This window comes from Desulfonauticus submarinus (assembly GCF_900104045.1).
GTDB classification, from domain to species: domain Bacteria; phylum Desulfobacterota; class Desulfovibrionia; order Desulfovibrionales; family Desulfonatronovibrionaceae; genus Desulfonauticus; species Desulfonauticus submarinus.
Genome location: NZ_FNIN01000017.1, coordinates 1 through 20,074, shown reverse-complemented (window position 1 = coordinate 20,074; position 20,074 = coordinate 1). Strand labels below are relative to the sequence as shown.

The window sequence follows — 20,074 nt, the reverse complement described above, 5'->3', positions numbered from 1 at the left end:
GGCCAGCCAAACCAGGCGATACGAGCAAAGGATTATAAGGCCGTTTTAGGTGCTTGGTTATACAACTATTGCGTCCACAACTGCTCCTGGTCTTTGCAGGGCTGGCAGAGGTCTTGACTCCGCCTTTATCCATCTGCCGTCAGGATCCTCTACATCCCATGATTTTGAGAAGTACATTACAGGCTTTCCTGAGACTACATTTCCTACTCCACCAGGAGCGTTTTTATCTACAATGGGAGCAAAGGGAACAGACACAACATCTTCACATTCGCCAACAAGCAAAAATTCCTCTGGGTCTATAAATCTTCTTTTTGTGCCAGTGCTATCTACAAAAGATACGTTATATTCAATTAGCTCCACCTCTGCGAGCCTTTGTATTCTCCCGCTTTCTGCCATTTGAGAACCACGATCATATTTAAGAAAGTCTCTTACCCCCTCATGGTTTAAAAGCGCATCCATCACCTTATAGCCGATAAATGCCACCCAAGATGTAATTGCCGCTCCTGAATCTTCTTCTATTGTTCTCTTAAATTCTCTTATGTCTGCAAGGGGATCAGAGTCTGGATCTGTCCAGAGATCTGTGCCAGATAAGGTTAATTTATGGGTTGCTGGAAGGTTGTAATCAACAAGCACAGTTGAATAATCTGAATCCAAAATTTTGCCCTTCAGAGCATTTGCAGACCAGTATTCTATTGTGCGATCAATTATATTTCTTATGTCTTTTTGCTCCCTTGCAATTCTTTGTTTAAAAAGCTCAAACCCAAGCTGTTCTCCATAGGCCCTTAGTCCATTTAGTTCTGCTGTATGGATAAATTTTTTGTCTGCAAGTCTTGGAGCCTTTACGATTACCACCTTTCTGCCAGTTTTGCCTGTAACCTGCGCTGGTTCAAAAACAGTCAAATTCCTCAAAATAGATTCAGAACCAGAAAGAACCTCAAACTCCAGTTTGTCTGTTGGATTAAACTTCTCCTTTCCCTTAAAAATTCTGTTGTATATAACCATCTGTGGGCTTTGCATCTCATTTATGGATGCAGTTAAAACCGTTGGCTTAAAAAAATCGTCCATACTATTCCTCCAGAGATTTATTTTTAATTTTTAGAGCCTTATGACCAATCTTCATCAACAATTATACCTTTAGTCTGGAGCTGGCGCAGGGCAGCTTTTTTCTCTTGATCTGTTATAGAAGGCGGCCATATAAGACCTGACAACCTGTATTTGCCTAAAAAATAAGCAATAGTCTTAACATCAGAGTTTGTCGCATCCACATCTTCAGCAAGTATTGCCCAGGCCACATGAGTCCCGTCTGAAGCAGAAGGATTAAGCTGTTTATATTTACAAGAAACACGATCCATTCCGAGAACCGTGCCCCTAACTAACTTTCCTGCTCCAGAAGAAATCGTTATTTTTTTTGTTTCAAATGTTTTGCCTGCAACGAGATCATATGCAGGCTGTTCATGTTCTTCTACGCCAAGTATCCCTGCCATATTTTCCTCCTTGTTTTTACAAAGAATTGGCTATTTCTTTGCCTAGTTTTACTTCTTCATCTAAGGATTTATCTTTGCCTTCTTTAAAATTTTGTCCCAGAGGGACTGCTTCTGGGAGCTTTTCCAGAAACTCCATAAACCATTGTTTAGGGCTTTTTTTCTCTCCTTCAGAAAATTCTATCTCCTGTTCAGAATCTAGACTTGATATAAATTCTCCAATTCCCATCTCTAAAAATTTGGGGGGCAGTTTGTTTTCACTTGAAAGTTTATCTAAAAATCCCTGAATTTCTTGTTTTTTTAATTGTTCTTGCATTTGTCTATTCTTTTTTTCCAGTTCATCATATTTCTTTTTTATTTCCTCAAACTCCTGCATCTTTTTGTCCTCCTTATCTATTTGCTCTAAAAGTTTGCCTGCTGCTTCAAAAATATTATCCTGCTTTTGTTGTGCTGCCCTTTGCCTTATTGCAATTAAAGCTGAGCGATATACTTTGCCGTTTTTGCCAAAGGGATATTTATACCTTTGCTTTGTTTCCTCCCCTTGCCCAGTCTCTTCTGCCAGAAACCATTTTTTGTACTCCTTCCAGTCTGGGGGATCTCCTAAGATTTTATTTTCATCTTCAGCATCAAAGGACCACTTATCTGTTTTATTTATTTTACCTTTTGCTATAAGCTCTTTTGCATGATTATATCCCTGTTTATTTAACTTTATTTGGCCTTCAGATAGCTGAGTGGACTCTTGAGGGGTATTTTTCAAAATGTCCACATCCCAGGATGGAACAACTTTATCCACCTCTTCTTTTCCATACTTTTCAATAAAAAATTCTCTTATTTTTTGAAATAACTCCCCAATTATACTTATTTTTTCCGCAAGATCAGCTTCAGAAAACTCTAATGAAACAAAATCAGAACTGGAAAAGCTCACATCTGGAAGGCCCTTTACTGCTGGCGGAGTTCCACCCAAAAAACCCACGTGTCTGAGCAAAAGGTCAGGATATAAGGCAATTGAGCGTTTCTTATAAAAGCCTTTTTTTACCCAATCCACAAATTCCTTTGATACATCTTTGAGCTTTGCATAAATGAGATCCCCTTCTTTTTTTAGCTTTTCAACCCAACCATAGGCAGGGGAATCATCCTTTGGATGTCCAAGAACAACAGGTGCTTCATGCTCATTCTGGGAGTTATACTTCTCAACTATTGTTTCTAGGTCTTTATCTGTCCACTCTTTTGTGTTTCCGCTTAAATCTGTCCATTTTCCCTTTTTAAACACTGGGATCCACATCTATTCCTCCCTGTTGCCCATATCTATCTCCAATTTTATACCAAGTTGTTCGCACACTTTTTCCACTATATGTAAGCCTTCAGATGCAGTAATTTTCCCATCACTGGCAGCTTTTGTTAATTCTTCTGCCAACACGCCAATAAGCCCTAAAACGCTAAAAAAACCTATTTTCATAAAAACCTCCTTTTTTTGGGAAAATATAACAAAATTATAAGATATTTTTTTTTGACATTTTTCAAAAAAATAAACAGCAACCTTGTATTATAAAATTAAAAAAACCAAGCACCTAAAACAGCCTTATAAAAGGAGGACAATATGGCAGAAAAAGATCTCCTGGAGAAGTTAGGAGAGCACACAGGAATATTGCAGGGAATACAAAATACTCTTAATTCTCATACACAAAAACTAAATACAATAGATGATAGGCTCAGAGAGGTTGAAATAAAATCCGCCAAAAATGGTCTAATATCTGGCGCAATTATATCAACTATTATCAACGCAGGAATGCAGTTTTTTGGAATAAAATCTTAATATGGCATATAAAAAAGAGATCATTGAACAGGCAAGAAAACTCTACGCAGATGGACTGTCTTTTGCCATTTTGTCAAAAAAATTAAATATTAGTGAAGCAACGCTCAGGAGATGGAAGACAAAGGATAAGAGCACCATCTACGATTGGGATAGGCTGAGATACACAAATTCTCTGTCTGAAGACTCTGTTGAGTCCATAAACAAACAAATACTTACAAAATTCCTGGACATCTTAAACACAACCATCCAGGAAGTGCAGACCTTACCTGATTTAGATCCGCAGGAAAAGGTAAAAGCCCTGGCCTCTTTAGGCGATACCTTTAACAAGATGGTCTCTGCAATGAAAAAGACCACTCCTGAGGTGGCTGTGGCAGATGTGGCTTTGAAGGTGCTTGAAATAGTCTTTGATGTAATCAAAGAAGATCAGGAAATCACAACAGAGCTTTCAAAGTATCTTGATGCAATCAATCAAAGAATTACAAAAGAGTTTGCATAAATGAAGATTAAGTTGGATAAAAAAACTCTGCTTGCTGGAATTGAAGAGCTAAAAAAGAAAATCGCCCAGGAAGTTCTGCCCTTTGAAGATGATACAATACAAAAACAAAGACAGAGAAAAAAGAATTGTGCACAAGACTTAGAAGAATTTGCCAGGACTTATTTTCCACATTACCTTAGCCATAAATCTAACAAACTCCATGAATATCTTTTCTCAAATTATGTGCAAATTATTCTCTCCAGCACACCAAAAAGATTTGCTGTTGCAGCACCAAGAGGCAACGCAAAATCAACAATAACATCACTTATTCTGCCTATCTGGTGCATCTGCTACGGATACAAGCATTTTATAGCCATATTTTCAAACTCTTTTACCCAAGCAGCAGAGTTTTTAGAATTCGTGAAAGCAGAGCTGGAAGCAAATGCACGCTTAAAACACGATTTCTCTGAAATAACAGGTGAAGGCCCTACATGGCAGTTTGGACACATCATTACAAACAACATGGTAAAACTCAAAGCCTGGGGAGTTCGGCAAAAACTGCTTGGCGCAAGGCATCTCCAGTATAGACCTGATCTCTGTATATATGACGACCTGGAGGATCCAGAAGAGGTTTTAAATCCTGAAAATCGCAAAAAAACAGAAAAGTGGTTCTTTGATAAAGCATTTAATATTGGGGATGTGTCATACACTGATCACATAGCTGTTGGCACCATACATCACGAAGATTGCCTGCTTAAAAAACTAATAAGCCGCTTTGGGGGGAAAATTTTTAAGTCAGTAATCAAGTGGTCCACCTCGCCTCTGTGGGAGAGGTGGGAAGAAATATATACACAGGACCAGAGTGAGAACAAGCAAAAAGCCAGAGACTTTTTTGAAAAGCACAAACAAGAAATGCTAAAAGGAACAAAGGTCCTGTGGCCTGAAAAGGAAGACTACTATACCTTAATGTGCTTAAGGCAGGACATTGGTCCACATGCCTTTGACTGTGCAAAGCAAAACGACCCATCTGAGTCCTCAATGTTTTCTGAAGAGTGGCTTGAAAAGTGGGCTTATGAAGAAGCTGATATACTTGGCAAAAACCTGATCTTTTTTGCTTCTTGTGACCCGTCTATGGGTAAAAAATTTGGAGCACCATCTGCGATCATTATTCTGGGAAAAGAAATCTCTTCTCCAACCTGCTATGTGATAGTTGCAGACATAAAAAAAAGACATCCAGACCAGATCATAGAGGATTTAATTGAATATCAGCTCTCTTATAAATGCATAAACTGGGCATTTGAAGTGGTGCAACTTCAGGAATACCTAAAAGATAGACTAATCTTAGAAGCTGGGAAAAAAGGCGTGCCTTTTCCAATAAACGAGATAAGGCCCAAAGCAGATAAAGACATCCGCATTCAAAGCCTTCAACCATACCTTGCAAATGGCATCATCAGGCTTCCCAGAAAAATGAAGGCTGGAAGAGACAATCCTCTAAATCTCTGGCACCAGCTAAAAAACTATCCAAAGGCAATGTACAAAGATGGGCCTGATGGCCTGGAGATGGCATTTTCTCAAGCAGTCACTTTTTCTATGTCTTCTGTAAAATCAGCCAAAAAAAGAGAATCTAAAAACCTTCTTCAAGGATATTGGACATGAAAAAGGGAATATATTTGCCAAATGGAGAGTTTATAGCATTTCAAGATGATTCTTTAACTGATGTTCTATTTACACGCTCACGCTCTATGGATTTTCAGACTGTTATGGGCCTTTTGCCAAATCCTGATCCTGTGCTGAAAAAGAAAAGCATAGACATATCTGTTTACAAGGACCTGTTGATTGATAGTAGAGTAGGAGGATGTGTTCGGTCCAGAAAAGCTGGCATACTCAAGCTGGAGTGGTTTTTAGATGGTGGAACGTCCAGGGCAAGAAAGGAAATTTCTGCGTATTTTAAAGACCTTGATATATATCGTATCATGTCTGAAATGCTTGATGGAGTGCTCTTTGGGTACAAACCTTTAGAGATAATATGGGACAGGGGAAAATTTATCCTGCCAAAAGATATTATAGGACTTCCTCAAAGGTGGTTTGGATTTGATGAAGATGGAAAAATAAGATTTCTATCAAAAGATGCTCCCATGCAGGGAGAGGAAGTACCTGAGAAAAAATTGCTCCTTGTGACATCTGAAGCCTCTTATGAGAATCCTTACGGAAAACCTTTGCTTTCAGAGGTGTTCTGGCCTGTTACCTTTAAAAGAGGTGGTTATAAGTTCTGGATAACCTTTCTGGAAAAATATGGCCTCCCATACCTAATTGGAAAGGTGCCTGTAGGCACATCTGATGATAAAAAGAACGAGCTTTTATCAAGCCTGTCAAAGATGGTCATGGACGCTGTGGCTGTTATTGAAGAAAACTCTTCCATAGACATCTTATCTACCCAGGGAAAAGGAAACTCTTCTCTGTTTTCTGAATTTTTAAAGGAGCTCAATGCAGAGATTTCCATCTCAATCCTGGGACAAAACTTAACCACTGAAGTGAGGGAAGGATCCCGTGCTGCTGCACAAGTTCACCAGACAGTGAGAGAAGATTTAATTATTGCAGATAAAATGCTAATAAAAAAGGCATTTAACACACTTATCAAGTGGATTTGCGAACTTAATTTTAACTCTGAACCCCCTGAATTTAAGTTTATTGAAGAAGATGATCCTCAAACTGAGTGGGCAGAAAGAGATGATATTTTAAGCAAGCAGATAACATTTACAAAGAAATATTATCAAAAGCGCTATCACTTAGAAGATGATGACTTTGAAGTAAAGCAGGAAATAGGATTTAAAGAACATACATTCTCTGAACAAAAATTTACCCCTGAACAACAAGTTATTGAAGATCTCATAGGCCGTGCCCTGGAAGATTTAGACTTATCAGATCACAAAGATTTTATAGTGAATGCCGTAAAAAAAGCTAACTCCTTCTCAGAAATAGAGATGACCCTTGCAGAAATTGTTAAAGATGTGCCTACAGAAAAGTTTGAAGAGTTGCTTAAGCGATGCCTCATAGCAAGTGATTTGTGGGGAAGATACAGCGTAAAAAAAAACTGGAATTTGCAGAAATAACCCTTGAACCCCTTCCTCCTGAAGAAGCCTTAAATTTTTGGAAAGATAAAATATTGCTCACGCCATTTGAGTTTTATCAGCTTGATGAAGAAAAAAGAGTGCATGCCTTTACTGCTGCAAAACTATATACAGCAGATGAATTAAACGCAGTTCACAAAGCTCTGCAAAAAGCCTTAGATGAAGGCATAACTCTAAAACAATTCAAAAAGCAAATTCAAGATATAATCACCAGTCCCTGGCATACAGAAGTAGTATTCAGGACAAATATTCAGACGTCTTACCAAGTTGGAAGATACAGACAAATGATGAAAGTAAAACAGAGGTTTCCTCTGTGGATGTATGATGCAGTAAATGACTCACGCACAAGACCCACACATGCCATGATGGATGAGAAAATATACCCAGCAGATCATCCTTTCTGGAGTAGATGGTATCCTCCAAATGGCTACAATTGCAGGTGCTCTGTTATTCCTCTTAGAGATGATGTCCCACCAAACAGAATCAGTAAAGATATGCCACCGCAGGAACCTGATCCTGGGTTTGGAACCAATCCAGCAAAGGACTATTTTGGATCTCTGGAAAATATATTTCAAGACAAAATAAAAAAATATCCAAAAAAATTTGCAGATAATTTGAGAAAAACACTGCAAGATGAGTTTGGGAAAATTAAGTCAGTGCAGGATATTGACAAAGTTATTAAAACAAAGCTGGCAGATGAGTTTAAAAATGGATACAGTGGAACAGTGGCAGTTAATGAAAAATATTTTATGGCCACTGATCCATCCAATGGGGGCTTATTTATATCTTCCAAAAAGTTTCCACGCTTAAATAATTTTTCGCCTTTAAATGACTTAATGAATGCTTTTAATAAACTTGGGAAGGAAAAATTGAGTTTTAATGAAGAGTATGCACTGGAAGCTCTCTGGCATGAAATTGTGCATAATAAACAGATATTTGCAGGCAGATATGAAAAATCAGTAGTAGAAACAGTCACCCAATGGTATGCAAGGAGGACTTATCCAAACTTGTTGAAAAAACTTGGTAATTTTACTCCTGAACATCAAGAACGCATAATAAAAGAGGGATACGGTTATTCAAATATGGTTTCAAGATTGGATGAATTATTAACAAACATTAATATTAAAGACAAAGATGTGCTCTTAGATATTGAAGAAATGATACATTCCACATCAATAGATTTATATCCAGAAAAGTTGGCAGAGATTCTGGCAGAAAAGACAAATGGAAACAAAACAGGGATCTTAAATCTTATATATCTACATTTACTACTTTAGTTTGGAAAGCCGAAAATAATACTCGTGATACACAGAATGGGCAGTATCCTGCTGCAGAAATGGATCTTTTATTTTATCTATGTATTCATCCATCTTTTTCTTATCCATCCTGAGGCAATATAGATCAGCCAGATATGCATAATTCTCATCCTGGGACATATTTTTTACCTTTTCCATTGCCTCTTCTTTTGTATATGGAACAATTCTCTGATTCTCTAAATCTACCTTTTTGCTAAAGAAATATTTGAACTCTTCTTCTGTTAAATTGTGGTCAAAGATAGTTTCCATAATCACCTCCATTATCTTCCCCCCAATATGCGGTACACTTGCCTCACACTTAATCCATATTTCCTTGCTAATTCTTTGTGGTTTGTTCCATTAAATTCTTTTTTTATTTTGTATTTTATATACCTTTTTGGGAGAGGGATATAAACCTGAAAACCACCATATTTTTCACAAATTTGATTGATAGACATTCCCTCTTTTATATCTGTATATAACATTTCAAACAAGTCCATATTATACCATCCCCAATTTTTTGCGGATTTCCTGTATTCTTTTAAGCTGCTCCTCTGGAGGCAGGACGCCTGTCAGGCTTGCCTCTGGAAAAACAACTTGATTATCCCTGTAACCTGAACGCAGGCTCTCTTCTTTTTGTCTTGCCTTTTCTTCAAATTCCCTCTCAGCAATGTCATACGCTATTGCACAAAGAAGGTTATTATTGGTCAGTGGCCTTTTGAGCCTTCCTTCCTCGTCCTTTGTGAGTAAGATATTTATGGCTTCTGCCCAATATCTTGGATTATTTTCTAAAATGCGCTTGTTTTTCCACTGCAACTCTTTGTTATTTATTAATTTCTCAATTTGTGTGCAAATTTTTAAGATACGAGAGCCAGTCAGGGCCCTGTCTGAGCCTGGCTTTCTGAACAGCCCAAGATAACGAATAAACAAAGTTGGTAAATCCCCAGGCAAAGAGCAGATAATAGACAGGGCCTTTTTGTAATCCTCTATGGCCAGAAATCCTTCTAAAGCTCCGTAGTATCCGCACGCAGGGCAGGTGAGTTTCATCTCTAAAACACCTCCTGCACCAATTTGTTCACTTCTATTGCCTGTTCCATGTCTCTATCCTTCTCCAGTCCAGGATCAAACAGACTATATAACTTAAACATATTTTCTATAATCTTATCCCATATGTGCTTTTCTGACTTATTCCTCACTCGCTCTAAAATATCCTCAGCTAAGGCAAGACAGAAATTCAAATAAAATTCAATTGTTATTTCATCTGCAGGAATCCGTTTAAACAGTTCTATTGCCTTGTTTATTGCTGTTTTTGTCTGTTTTTCTTGATTTTTTACCCCTACCAACACCAGGTCTCTTAGTTTATCTCTCCATCTCCTTAAGGCATTTATATACGGCCAATATTTTATTGAAATCTTTGCCTCTTTTAACATTACCACAAAAGGATCTTCATCTATGCAAGCACAGAAAAACAGTTTGATTTGGTCTTTTCTTGCCATCTATTCCTCCCTGGGCCTTAGACATAACACCGCCCTGAGTTCAAAAAAGACTTCCAAATCAGCGCCGCAATTAGGACACTTAAGCTCTGTAATAGTCTCGCCTTCATCTGTTTCAAAAAAGTCATCTTCATCAATTTCAAACCTAACCAAATGCAAACACTCAGGGCACAGATCTTTATCTTGTTTCATATTTTATTTCCTCCTTCCTTATCCTCTCTGTGCCAATTGCAATGAGCTTTTCATCTGGCCATTTTTCTATTGTGTCCCAGTTTACCTTCTCTATTACCTTTATTGCGTCTAGGTATCCAAGCTCTTTGAGTTTCTTAGGAGTTACACCCCTTGCCCGTTTTACTTTCTCTGAAATCGCAAAGTATAAGGTTCCGTTTGTAAATTCCCTTTTATCTCCACAATCAAAAACTACCTTTTGATTTGATTTTGCAAGTTTAATTAACTCTTTTTCTTTTTGTTTGATTTTTGCCTTGCACTCGTTTAATTTTGAACCGTACTGCTTTTCTAACTCTGAGATGGCCCTATCCCAGGCATCTTTGACCCCTTGAGCCTGGGACTTTAGATGGGCTATCTCAGATAAAATCTTTTCTATTTCTTCAAAAACAAACATTGTTATCCCCCAAGTGATAGTGATATTTCACGGATTACAGAATGCAGTGGTACTTTCTTTATTTTTGCCTCAAGCATGAGGAGTTTTAAGGCCCTGTTTCTGATATTTCTGCAATATTCGTCTTTTTCAGAACCAACAGGAATGTAATAACCCCCATGACCTCTTTGCGTGGTTGATGCAATTGGAACCCCTTCCTTTCTAAGGTCTGTTATTATTTCCCTCAGCCTTCTGGTTCCGTGCACGTCATGTTGTGGTTCCTGACCAAAGACAAGCCTGTGCAGCTCCTGCATAGAGATTGCGTTTTGTTTGCCAACCCTATGCATGAGTTCAACAAGCACCTTGTTTTTTAATATGTCCTTTTCAGATGTTTTATTTTTCATTGTCATGCTCCTGTTTGGCAGATACAGAGTTTGTTCTTACGAATTTGCCAAAACCAAGAGCCGAGCACCTGACATCCCTTGTTTTATCATTGCTTTTATCGCAAGGTTTGCGTGGGCATGTCAGGTGCTCGGTCAGCTCCTGGGCCATGTCTGCTGCGTCCATAAGCTCGGATCTTGCAATCTTTATTACTGCCCAGGTTTCTTTATCCACTCTATGGGACAGAACACCAAGTGCATTGTGTACAGACATTATTTTCTCATACAGCATGGTTTACCTCCTTTCGTTTTTGATGATAAGTTAAAGCTGCAACTATCTTGTGTAGTTGATCTGGCGTGCACCAGGAAAAATCGTCTATGCCAAACATCCTCTTTGCTATGCCATTTGCATATTCAGGAATAGGAACATTTAGGCTGTAACTCATAGCCACTATTTTTTTTACCAAAGCTGTCCTTGCAGGCACAGCAGAGGGACGTTTTTTAGGCGGCTTTGGTTCAAATCCCAGTTTCTCAAAATGTCTGCAAAGGTCTATAAGCTCAAAATTTTTAAGCTCCTTTGCAGAGCGCACCCCGTATCTTTCAGCTAAAACCCCTCTATATATGTCATCTGAAAGGCCAAGCTGTTTCTTGGCAATGTGGATTTTTGCAAGTAGGGATTTTCTGTTATATTTTTTCATCTTTTCTCTCCTTGATACGAATATCCTTGTACCCACAGCTCCCCTGTATTTGGATCAAAAAGACACCTTATTTCTTTTTGTATAGGGGCACGGAATCCTGTATCTTTTATTAACTTATATATTTTCCATCTACCGTTTTTACCTCTTGTTTCTATGTATCCTGCAAGCTCTAAAGCTCGTAGATACCTTTTTACATTTTGATAACTTGCTCCTGATAACTGGCACACATCAAAGGCAGTGAATCTGCTAAGGCCCCTTATTGCTTCCCACATCTTTACCCTTGCGCTATTTTTCCTATATTTATTCATCACTGCCTCCTTGAAACATTTTTAAAGAGACCCTTTTTGCCTTGCTTGCCTTTGCAATTCGCTCTGCCTTGTAAAACATTGTTACTATCCGTCTTAGCTTCCCACGAGATTTTTCCACAATGTATTTTAGAAGATCATCCTCAAGAACAACATCTAACATTTGAGTGGACAAGGATTTCACATCTTCAAAATCAAGAAGTTTAAAAGGCACAATTACGCTTATGCGGTCATAAAGATGTCTAAATCGCATTAGCTTTTTATCTGCCTCAGCCATGCCAATCATTATCACAGGAACATCTGTAAGATCGTGTATGTCTCTCAGCACCTCAACAAATGCGTCCCTGCAAAGATAATCCACTTCATCAACTACTATTGGACGAGGATTTGATAGAAGATGGTCTTTTATCTGTTGTAAAATCTGAGATGTCTTCCACATTGGAGTCTCGCCAAGTTCATATAAAATTTGCTCAAGCAGGGCTCTTGGAGTCATCACTCTTGTTGCCCTCACATACGGCACCCTGTTTTCCCCATTCCCATTCTGAATCTTCCACCAAAGAGCTGTCCTGGTCTTGCCTGTGCCAGGCTCTCCAAAAACAAGCATCATTCCAGGAATCGTCTTTTGTCTGCGCATCAGATTGTCCACGCCAGCTAAGAATTTCTTGACATTTTTGGTTACCGCAAATACACTTTTCATATATAACCTCCTATGAGTTTATTGCCTCGTCATGGTCTAAAGGGCGATTTTGAGACCTGACGAGGCTCACCACTGCTTTATTTAAAGGGTCTTCTTCATATTCCTTTATAAATTCCTCGTCTTCCTCTGTTAAAGTTTCACCTTTGCTTTTAAGATCCATAAGATGGAAGTATTTGTCTGTTTCGTTTTTAAAAACTGGCCTATCTGGTTTCTTGTCTGGCTCTGGAAGAGAAATATTTTCTATTTCAGCATCGTCTATAACCAAAACATCGTCTGTTTTTGCCTTTAAAGCATTAACTGCTTTGGCCCTGCTCTTCTCAAGCTTATCTATGACTTCAGGAACTTTGTCTGCCACATCCTGCCAGTTTATATCTGCTTTTATGCCCATTTCCACGAGCTTTTTTGTTAGTCTTTTTAACTTTCTGTGCTCAGAAAGCCTTTTCTTTATCTCTGTATAACTCTTCTCATCTCCCATAATAGCTGCTGCAGGATGCACCTTCTCAAGCCTCTTTGCCTCGCATAGAAACTCACCATCTTGAGTAAAAACAAGAACAGATGTTAGATCGTGCAGGTCATATCTAATGCTAACTTTCTCTTTTAGGCCGTATAGAGCTTCGTTCCAGTACCAAGATCCAAAAAGTCTTATGCCGTTTCTGTAGAGTTTTACTTCTTTTTCGCATAGCATCAGCATGTACAATTCTTTCGGATCAACTCCAGGCCCTGGTCTGAATACATCCTTTGGACAAAGGCCATTTAATGCTTTGCTTGGCTGAGAGCGATAAAAATCAAGCCACTTCTCAAACCACTCTTCAGCTTCCTTTATAGTTGGAGTATAATTTATAGAAATATACTGCATAAATTTCTCATTTCTAAGGAGTCTAGCTGGCTTGTCTTGTATATTTGCACCAACAAAAGAAGGAAGCATCCTTTCAAAACTATCCAGAGTTGAGAAGAACCGCTCCACTGGCTTTGCCTTTGCATTGTAGGGGCGAGCAAAGATGGTATGAATGCCTAGTCTTGCGTATAAACCAACTATTCCCTCTTCCCTGAAATCTTTTATCCCAGTAAAGACCTTTGCCCTAAATGCCTTGCCATTATCCAGATAGACTACTGTGGGAATACGGCCTATGCGTAGAATTGCACGATATAAGGCAAGGTGTATTGCCTGTATGTTTTCAGTTACCATTATGCAGTATCCAGCTACATCCCTGCTGGACCAGTCATAAAATGCGATTAAAGTTGGGCGTGTAGGTTTGCCTGTGTAAGGATTTATCACTTGGAAATTGCATTTATGGCCGTCTGCTACTAGGAGATCTCCTGTTTTTAAAACATCAGCATCCCGCTCAAGGTGTGGAAGGACCTAGTCTATTAGGGCTTTTTCTCCTTCACGAGCTAAAACCCAGATGTCATAGTGCGCCTTTTGAAAGGACTTTGCGAACCTTCTAAGGGTTGCATGTGATGAAGGAGAAGGTATGCCTTTTTCCTTTAAAATGTACTTTGTAATCTTTATTGCCTGAGCTATCTTAAATCTATTTTGATGAAGAAGCTGGCTTAAAAGAACCTTTGCTTCCTCATCAGTAACCTTTGTTTTGCCTCTTTTTGCCCTTCCCCAATCAGGAGCAAGGGCTAAAAAATCATTGCCATATTCATTTAATGTTTTTTGCCACCTATAGAGAGTCTTTAAAGAAACTTTACCCAACTTTTTATATATCTTTGGAAACAGCTCACCTGTATTATATGCCTCTACAAACTCTTCTTTTTCTTTTACGCTCTTCTTTGAAGCAAACTCCCTCACCAGCTCAAATCTTGCCAGGGCAACCTCCTGGGCCCAGAAGGGAACCTCAGTGTCAATTACTTTTTTGGGCTTTGATATAAAGGCTGGTCGTAAGGTCTGTAATGCGCTTGTAGTGCAATCCGTGTTACTATTGTTATTAAAAATATTACGACATAAAAAATTGGCAGTTGCCAGTGAAAATGACTCTTTTTCACCAGAAAAGTCTTGTGGGATAAGGGAATTTGGGACGGTGTCCGAGTTGTCCGACTTTCTCTGTCCAACTTGTCCGACCTGTCCGACTTTGCTGTCCGACTTGTCCGACTTTTGTAGAAGAAACTGTTCCACCGCCTCTCTAGTAAAATAAGGAGTTTTGCCTCCTTTTACAGTTCGCCATTCAGCAACCTCTAACCCTCGCCGTATATAGCGCCTTACTGTCCTCTCACTAACATCTAAAATTTTTGCAACTTCTTTTACACTTAGAAGCCTCATATTTAGCTCCTGGAAATTCCATCTTTTTGGAGCATTTCTACAATTCGCTTGCTAGTTTTTCTGCCTGCTTTGCCATAAAGAAAATTGTAGAGATCATGTGGTTTTAAGCCTCTACGGCTAGCCCAAACCCTCATGGACCAGCCAAATTTTTCCCAAATTTGCTTCCTTATATCTTTACTCTTGCGATTTTTACTCATTTTGCATATCCTTTATGAAAGTTTTTAATAGAATTTAGCCAATTTTGGCGAAAAAAGTCAAGCAAAAAATGGCGAGAATATGAAAAACAGAATAAAAAAAATTAGAGAAAAAATGGAACTCTCTCAAAACAAAATGGCTAAACTGCTTGGAATGCCTCTAAGAACTTATCAAAGGTTAGAGCAGGAGAACGTTGACATAAAATCGTCAGTCATTAATAAATACGCAAAAATTGGCGTAAATATCAACTGGCTCCTAACTGGAGATGGGCCGATGTTTCACGGAGAAGTGAAGCAGGGGGGAGGAATAGAAATCCAGAACCTTAATCCTAGAACTGAAAAAGTGCTAAAAATGTTTGAAATGTTAGATGAAGAAGGGAAAGACGATGTGTTAAAATATATTGAAAAGATTAAACAGTTAAAAAAAATGCAAAAAAAAATTAAGGAATTAGAGGAGAAAATAGCAAAGGTGGGATGAGTTAATTGGCTTTGAAGGGATAAAGTATTATGAAAAGGGTTGCTTTTTTTATTAGTATATTAATGACATTAGCTTCTTGTTGTTGGGCAATAGAAATTATAAATATTAATAAAGTAAAACATTACATAAAAGACCATTTTGCATTTATGGATATTAAAGATGTACATTTTGGTAAAAATGTTATTGAAATTAAAGTTAACAAATCTTCTATAACAGAAGAAGACTATGTAACTATTGTGCTTGCCGTATGTAAGATGTTAATTGATAAAGCAGGATGGTTTAGTGGTCAATTAAATAAAATTCAAGTTGTAGATTTAAAAGAAAACCTATATATTTTTACAGCAACTCCAGAAGATATTTTATATCTTAGCAAATTGCCTTTATACAAGCAACCTAATTTTATATTATCTAAAACAAGAAAAATTTTATCTACAGAAGGTAAAAAAGAAGAAGTTTTTGAAAAATTAAAAAAGCAGTATGATCTACATGAGATTCTGGATGGTATCTATGAAATAAAAATAATAAATAATAGCAATCTACTAACTCCTTTAATTGCTTTAGGAATACTTGATGCATTTTGTACTTCAGATCTTGTTTATGAGGAATTATTGTCTCCGAAGGTAACGAAGATTAAAATTTATTCAAAAAACAAAGAAAAAGTTTGTATTTTTTATGGAGGCACTGAAGAATGTTATCGGATAAGTATAATGGATGTTAAAGAAAGGCGTGAATTTATTAATAAAAAATTATATTGCTTTTGAAGAGAAAAAAAAATGGATGGGAAGAGAAATAGACTAAGAAAAATTTTTTTTATTTTTTTAATCATATTTGGACTTTGTTCTATATCTTTTGCAAAACATCTCCATAAAGAAAAATATTATCAAAACAAATGGTGTAAGGGACATACTGGAAAAACTGAAGTAGTTATGCCTGATGGAACCAGATGTGACTGTATTACTGACGAATATGCAATTGAGTTTGACTTTGCACCTAAATGGGCAGAAGCAATTGGACAGGCTCTCTATTATGCTCTACAAACAGGGAAGAAACCTGGAATAGTCTTGATTTTAGAGCACGAAAAGGATTATAAGTATTGGATAAGATTAAATACTGTGATTAAAAAATGTAAATTGCCAATTAAAACTTGGATAATAAAAAACACATAAAAATGTTGAATAGGGAAGAATACATAAAACGAATCAGCTTTTTATTAAATAGTTATAAAGAGTATGTAATATCTATTAATGGGTTAAAATTATTTGATACAAACAAAAAGGCAGAAGATTTTTTTAAAGACTTATTAGCTTTCTATGAGGATGATTTCATAAATTTAAAAAATGCCAATGAAGATTATCCAAATGCAGAAAGTATTGACTTAATAGATGAAGAAAATAAATTGGCAATTCAAGTAACATCAAGAACTGATACTAGAAAAATACATAATACAATTGAAGGATTTTATAAAAATTATCCTAATCTAGAAAGAATTATAATTTTATTAATAGGCCGATCAAAGCCAAATTATTCAAAAACTGATTTTACTAAAAACGGAAAATATAAGTTTGATAAAGATAGGGATATTATTGATATTCAAGATATAATAGATAAATTTAACTCATTTAGTGCTGATAAATTAAAGTATATTCTTGAATTTTTAGAGAAAGAATTAAATTATATTCCAATTTTCGCTAATTCTACACAAGAAGCAAATAGAGACATTTTAGCTGAGATTTTTAAATATATATTTGATAATTATAACTTTGAGCAAAGCAATAAGTTTCAAAATAGTAAAGACTTAACACATTTAAAAAAGAAAATACCATTAAATTTCTCAAAGGAACAAGAAGAGATTGTTAATAAATTGTTTGATGATTATTTTAAATATGAATATTTGATTAGGGAATTTATTGAAGCAGAACAAGAAAATCCATTCAGGATTGATGGTTTATTAAATATAATTAGAACAGAGTATTGTGAAATACAGGGAATAAACAATCCAAATGAAAAAATAAAAGATGTTTTAGTTTTTAAAAAAATTGCAGAAAAATTAACGCCTAAAAAAGATCCAGAATATATTTTTAATGCTCAACTAATTGTATTATACTTTTTTGAACAATGTGAAATAGGCAAAAAAACAGTTGAAGAACAAAAAAATAAACAGATTAGTTTATTTGATTAAAAAATTATGTTGATACCTACAAAATATGACAATATAAATAAAAGTATAGCGGTAATAGGATATAAGATAACAAAAGAATTGATGAAACAACCTTATAATATAGATAAATTATATCAAAAAATAAAAAAGGACGTAAATATTAGCTTGGACCTTTTTTATGATACAATAACTTTTTTGTGGTTAGCAGATATTGTTGAAAGAGAGAAATATCAAATTTTTTTGCGTAAAAAAGAGAAATAGACTATGTATTTGAAAAAGATATATACAGAACCTATTACTTTTGAACCTGTTGAATTTAAACCTGGAATTAATTTTATATACGGAAAAAAAGAAAAATTAACAGACTCAAAAAAATCCTTAAACAATATCGGGAAATCTACGTTTCTTGATTTAATTGACTTTGCTCTTTTATCAAGTTTTAATATATACAATAAAAGATTGTATAGTGCTTACCAAAAAGGTATACTAAAAGGGAAATCAGTGATTTTGGAGCTTGAATTCAAAAATCAAATTTATGTTATAAAGCGTTCTTTTGATAAACCAAATAACAATATACTATTTGGTTTAAAGAATAAAAAATTAGCTCCCTATACTTTATCAGAACTAAAATTGGAGCTGTGTAATTTACTTTTTAGAAGAGAAAATTATGAAGGATACTATTCAAACACTTGGTTAAGAAAATTAATTCCGTTTTATTTAAAAATACATAAACACAAAAAGGAGGCTTTTGTTGATCCTATCAAATATATTAAAGAATCTACAGAAACAGAATTAATCCAATATCATTTATTTTTAATGGATATTAATAATGATATTGCACATAGAAATTTCTTATTTCAAACAAAATTAAAAAAGATTGAACCAGCTATTAAAGAAATAAAAAATTTTTTTGAAGAAAGATATGATTTAAATTTATCTGAAAACAGACAAGCTTACATAAGTAGCCAAATAAGAGCCTTAGAAAAAGAAGTAAAGGAATTAGAGAATTTTATATCCTCTTTTCAATTGCACAAAAATTATGAAATCAATGAAATAGAAGCTAATAAATTAACCGAGCAAATAAAAAAATTATGGTTTCAAAATTATACTGATAAAAAAAGAATAGAAGCATACCAAAATAGTATATCTTTTGATGATATTAAACTTCAAACTTGGCGAATAGAAAAACTCTATAGTGAATTTAATCAACTCTTAGGAGAGAGAATAAAAAAGACTCTTGATGAAGCAATAAATTTTAAAAAAGAATTAATTTTGTCTAGAAAGGAATTTTTAAAAGATGAAATCAAAAAAATACAGAATAGAATTGAGGAAAGAAAAAAATTAATCAATGAATTAGCAACAAAAAGAGGAAGGATTTTTAAATATCTATCAAACAAAAAAGCAATAGATGATTTATCGGAAGCATACTACCAATTAAGTGAGAAAAAAATGCACTTAGCAGAATTAAAAAACAAAGTAGATATATTTAGAGAATTACAAAAAGAAAAAAATAAAATTGAACAAGAAATAAAAAAAATAGAAGGTGAAATTATTGATTTTGAAGTATCAATAGAAGAAAAAAAGAACAGAATAGCAGTATTAATTGAGGAGATATATAATGCAATTTATCCAGAATATAGCGATACATTGCCAATCTTCGATATAAATTCAGTTCCACAAAAAGAATCAAAAATAGAAATAAGCCTTTTAAATACTACAATGATGTTTGGTAAGGGGAAAAATCAAGGCCGAACCTTAATATATGATTTAGCCATTTTGTTTAATTCAATTGATAATAACCTAAAAGCACCAAGATTTTTAGTCCATGATGGAATTTTTGATGGAGTTGATAAAGCTCATTTTGTTCATCTGTACATGTATTTACAAAAAAAACTTTCAGAAGCCAATAGTAAAGATGATTATTTTCAATATATAATAACATATAATCAAGAGGGCACATTAACAGAAGAATTTGGGAATATGGATGTTTTAACAAATGAAAAAATAGAACAAGAAGCTATATTAGTTTTGACACCAAGTAAAAAATTATTAGGAGAGTTTTAATCACCATTGGTGGATCCCCTAAATGTTTAATTTATTGTGTTAATAATTTCTCAAACTATGTGCAAATTTCTCAAAATACATGCAAATTTTTGTTAAAATTTCGCAATTTTTCTCAAATTAAAATTTCACTATTTCTCCGAGATTAAAATCCTCTCATCCCGCACCAGTTCTATATTTGTCTCACATTTGACCCACCCCAAATCCCTTCTTTCCTTTTTCTCAAAATAAATAACACCCCACACCCATCGCAGAAAATGTGTTTCAATTCCTTGTAGTTACTCTGAGAAGATCAGGAAATGAAGTTAATATTAAAGATGTTACTGTGTTTCAATTCCTTGTAGTTACTCTGAGAAGTGATGACCAAGTAGATAGCACAACACAATTTCTTAATGTTTCAATTCCTTGTAGTTACTCTGAGAAGTTAAATAAATATGCCAAAACGTTGATAAAAGTTCGTGTTTCAATTCCTTGTAGTTACTCTGAGAAGTAAAACGGAGAATTGCTTTGGTGAGAGATCCTAAAAAGTTTCAATTCCTTGTAGTTACTCTGAGAAG

General features: G+C 35.5%; 29 protein-coding genes, 1 pseudogene and 1 CRISPR repeat array. Of the genes and pseudogenes, 11 read left to right on the top strand and 19 right to left on the bottom strand.

Annotation, left to right across the window (positions count from 1 at the left end):
- Positions 1-57: 57 nt before the first annotated feature.
- From BLP60_RS10000 to BLP60_RS10625, 4 genes are read right to left on the bottom strand one after another with little or no spacing between them, the layout of a single operon-like run.
- On the bottom strand, positions 58-1,065 hold the full coding sequence (locus tag BLP60_RS10000; protein ID WP_092066568.1) for a major capsid protein: 1,008 nt from the start codon (positions 1,063-1,065) through the stop codon (positions 58-60).
- 38 nt (positions 1,066-1,103) lie between these two features.
- Positions 1,104-1,484 (bottom strand): head decoration protein, encoded by a 381-nt coding sequence (locus BLP60_RS09995; RefSeq protein ID WP_092066566.1) that lies wholly within the window; start codon positions 1,482-1,484, stop codon positions 1,104-1,106.
- Positions 1,485-1,500: 16 nt separating this feature from the next.
- Positions 1,501-2,763, bottom strand: a complete 1,263-nt coding sequence (locus BLP60_RS09990; protein ID WP_092066564.1) for a hypothetical protein — start codon at positions 2,761-2,763, stop codon at positions 1,501-1,503.
- Positions 2,764-2,937, bottom strand: coding sequence for a hypothetical protein (locus BLP60_RS10625; RefSeq protein WP_159427731.1), 174 nt, complete (start codon positions 2,935-2,937; stop codon positions 2,764-2,766).
- Positions 2,938-3,078: 141 nt separating this feature from the next.
- Here BLP60_RS10625 and BLP60_RS09985 point away from each other — a divergent pair, with 141 nt between their 5' ends.
- Genes BLP60_RS09985 through BLP60_RS09965 form a run of 5 tightly spaced genes read left to right on the top strand, consistent with a single transcriptional unit; the run spans position 3,079 to position 8,174 of the window.
- The gene (locus BLP60_RS09985; protein ID WP_092066562.1) at positions 3,079-3,294 is read left to right on the top strand and encodes a hypothetical protein; all 216 of its coding nucleotides are present in this window, start codon (positions 3,079-3,081) and stop codon (positions 3,292-3,294) included.
- 1 nt (position 3,295) lies between these two features.
- Complete coding sequence (locus BLP60_RS09980) at positions 3,296-3,790, top strand: DUF1804 family protein (RefSeq protein ID WP_092066560.1); 495 nt, start codon at positions 3,296-3,298, stop codon at positions 3,788-3,790.
- Complete coding sequence (terL, locus tag BLP60_RS09975; RefSeq protein WP_092066558.1) at positions 3,791-5,425, top strand: phage terminase large subunit; 1,635 nt, start codon at positions 3,791-3,793, stop codon at positions 5,423-5,425.
- Positions 5,422-6,879: a DUF935 domain-containing protein gene (locus BLP60_RS09970; protein WP_092066556.1), complete on the top strand. Its 1,458-nt coding sequence runs from the start codon at positions 5,422-5,424 to the stop codon at positions 6,877-6,879. Before terL ends, BLP60_RS09970 begins: the two co-directional genes overlap by 4 nt.
- The gene (locus tag BLP60_RS09965) at positions 6,834-8,174 is read left to right on the top strand and encodes a phage head morphogenesis protein (protein ID WP_092066554.1); all 1,341 of its coding nucleotides are present in this window, start codon (positions 6,834-6,836) and stop codon (positions 8,172-8,174) included. The genes BLP60_RS09970 and BLP60_RS09965 overlap by 46 nt, the downstream gene beginning before the upstream one ends.
- On the opposite strand, the gene BLP60_RS09960 is transcribed toward BLP60_RS09965, so the two are convergent.
- From BLP60_RS09960 to BLP60_RS09895, 15 genes and pseudogenes are all read right to left on the bottom strand, one after another.
- Positions 8,166-8,474 carry a hypothetical protein gene (locus tag BLP60_RS09960; RefSeq protein WP_092066552.1) on the bottom strand — a complete coding sequence of 103 codons (309 nt, stop codon included), beginning with the start codon at positions 8,472-8,474 and terminating at the stop codon, positions 8,166-8,168. The genes BLP60_RS09965 and BLP60_RS09960 overlap by 9 nt on opposite strands.
- Positions 8,474-8,692, bottom strand: coding sequence for a Mor transcription activator family protein (locus tag BLP60_RS09955; RefSeq protein ID WP_092066551.1), 219 nt, complete (start codon positions 8,690-8,692; stop codon positions 8,474-8,476). The genes BLP60_RS09960 and BLP60_RS09955 overlap by 1 nt, the downstream gene beginning before the upstream one ends.
- Before the next feature lies 1 nt (position 8,693).
- Positions 8,694-9,239 (bottom strand): HI_1489 N-terminal domain-containing protein, encoded by a 546-nt coding sequence (locus BLP60_RS09950; protein ID WP_092066549.1) that lies wholly within the window; start codon positions 9,237-9,239, stop codon positions 8,694-8,696.
- A gap of 2 nt (positions 9,240-9,241) precedes the next feature.
- Positions 9,242-9,688, bottom strand: a complete 447-nt coding sequence (locus BLP60_RS09945; RefSeq protein ID WP_092066547.1) for a hypothetical protein — start codon at positions 9,686-9,688, stop codon at positions 9,242-9,244.
- Positions 9,689-9,877 (bottom strand): hypothetical protein, encoded by a 189-nt coding sequence (locus tag BLP60_RS09940; protein ID WP_092066545.1) that lies wholly within the window; start codon positions 9,875-9,877, stop codon positions 9,689-9,691.
- Positions 9,864-10,307 carry a host-nuclease inhibitor Gam family protein gene (locus tag BLP60_RS09935; protein ID WP_092066543.1) on the bottom strand — a complete coding sequence of 148 codons (444 nt, stop codon included), beginning with the start codon at positions 10,305-10,307 and terminating at the stop codon, positions 9,864-9,866. Before BLP60_RS09935 ends, BLP60_RS09940 begins: the two co-directional genes overlap by 14 nt.
- A 2-nt stretch (positions 10,308-10,309) precedes the next feature.
- A complete protein-coding gene (locus BLP60_RS09930) occupies positions 10,310-10,687 on the bottom strand; it encodes a hypothetical protein (protein ID WP_092066541.1) in 378 nt (125 codons plus the stop codon).
- Entirely contained in the window at positions 10,677-10,955 is a 279-nt protein-coding gene (locus BLP60_RS09925; RefSeq protein WP_092066539.1) for a hypothetical protein, read from the bottom strand. The genes BLP60_RS09930 and BLP60_RS09925 overlap by 11 nt, the downstream gene beginning before the upstream one ends.
- Complete coding sequence (locus BLP60_RS09920; RefSeq protein WP_092066538.1) at positions 10,945-11,361, bottom strand: gp16 family protein; 417 nt, start codon at positions 11,359-11,361, stop codon at positions 10,945-10,947. Before BLP60_RS09920 ends, BLP60_RS09925 begins: the two co-directional genes overlap by 11 nt.
- Positions 11,358-11,669, bottom strand: a complete 312-nt coding sequence (locus BLP60_RS09915; protein ID WP_092066536.1) for a helix-turn-helix domain-containing protein — start codon at positions 11,667-11,669, stop codon at positions 11,358-11,360. Before BLP60_RS09915 ends, BLP60_RS09920 begins: the two co-directional genes overlap by 4 nt.
- A complete protein-coding gene (locus BLP60_RS09910) occupies positions 11,662-12,363 on the bottom strand; it encodes an AAA family ATPase (protein ID WP_092066534.1) in 702 nt (233 codons plus the stop codon). Before BLP60_RS09910 ends, BLP60_RS09915 begins: the two co-directional genes overlap by 8 nt.
- Positions 12,364-12,373: 10 nt before the next feature.
- A complete protein-coding gene (locus BLP60_RS10740) occupies positions 12,374-13,048 on the bottom strand; it encodes a Mu transposase C-terminal domain-containing protein (RefSeq protein ID WP_289626255.1) in 675 nt (224 codons plus the stop codon).
- A gap of 207 nt (positions 13,049-13,255) precedes the next feature.
- Positions 13,256-13,666: pseudogene (locus BLP60_RS10735) on the bottom strand (transposase domain-containing protein); the annotation flags it as partial.
- A gap of 57 nt (positions 13,667-13,723) precedes the next feature.
- Positions 13,724-14,626, bottom strand: a complete 903-nt coding sequence (locus BLP60_RS09900; RefSeq protein WP_092066530.1) for a helix-turn-helix domain-containing protein — start codon at positions 14,624-14,626, stop codon at positions 13,724-13,726.
- A 2-nt stretch (positions 14,627-14,628) separates the two neighbouring features.
- A complete protein-coding gene (locus BLP60_RS09895) occupies positions 14,629-14,823 on the bottom strand; it encodes a hypothetical protein (protein WP_092066528.1) in 195 nt (64 codons plus the stop codon).
- Positions 14,824-14,902: 79 nt separating this feature from the next.
- On the opposite strand from BLP60_RS09895, the gene BLP60_RS09890 reads away from it, so the two are divergent.
- From BLP60_RS09890 to BLP60_RS09870, 6 genes are read left to right on the top strand one after another with little or no spacing between them, the layout of a single operon-like run.
- Positions 14,903-15,298, top strand: coding sequence for a helix-turn-helix domain-containing protein (locus tag BLP60_RS09890; protein ID WP_092066526.1), 396 nt, complete (start codon positions 14,903-14,905; stop codon positions 15,296-15,298).
- A gap of 29 nt (positions 15,299-15,327) precedes the next feature.
- Positions 15,328-16,059, top strand: coding sequence for a hypothetical protein (locus tag BLP60_RS09885; RefSeq protein ID WP_092066524.1), 732 nt, complete (start codon positions 15,328-15,330; stop codon positions 16,057-16,059).
- A gap of 12 nt (positions 16,060-16,071) precedes the next feature.
- A complete protein-coding gene (locus BLP60_RS09880) occupies positions 16,072-16,464 on the top strand; it encodes a hypothetical protein (protein ID WP_092066522.1) in 393 nt (130 codons plus the stop codon).
- Between the two features lie 2 nt (positions 16,465-16,466).
- Entirely contained in the window at positions 16,467-17,477 is a 1,011-nt protein-coding gene (locus BLP60_RS09875) for an SMEK domain-containing protein (protein ID WP_092066520.1), read from the top strand.
- Between the two features lie 6 nt (positions 17,478-17,483).
- Positions 17,484-17,717 (top strand): ABC-three component system middle component 6, encoded by a 234-nt coding sequence (locus tag BLP60_RS10555; RefSeq protein ID WP_143338934.1) that lies wholly within the window; start codon positions 17,484-17,486, stop codon positions 17,715-17,717.
- 3 nt (positions 17,718-17,720) lie between these two features.
- Positions 17,721-19,520 (top strand): DUF2326 domain-containing protein, encoded by a 1,800-nt coding sequence (locus tag BLP60_RS09870; RefSeq protein WP_092066518.1) that lies wholly within the window; start codon positions 17,721-17,723, stop codon positions 19,518-19,520.
- 258 nt (positions 19,521-19,778) lie between these two features.
- A CRISPR array of direct repeats spans positions 19,779-20,074; the repeat unit is 30 nt; unit sequence GTTTCAATTCCTTGTAGTTACTCTGAGAAG.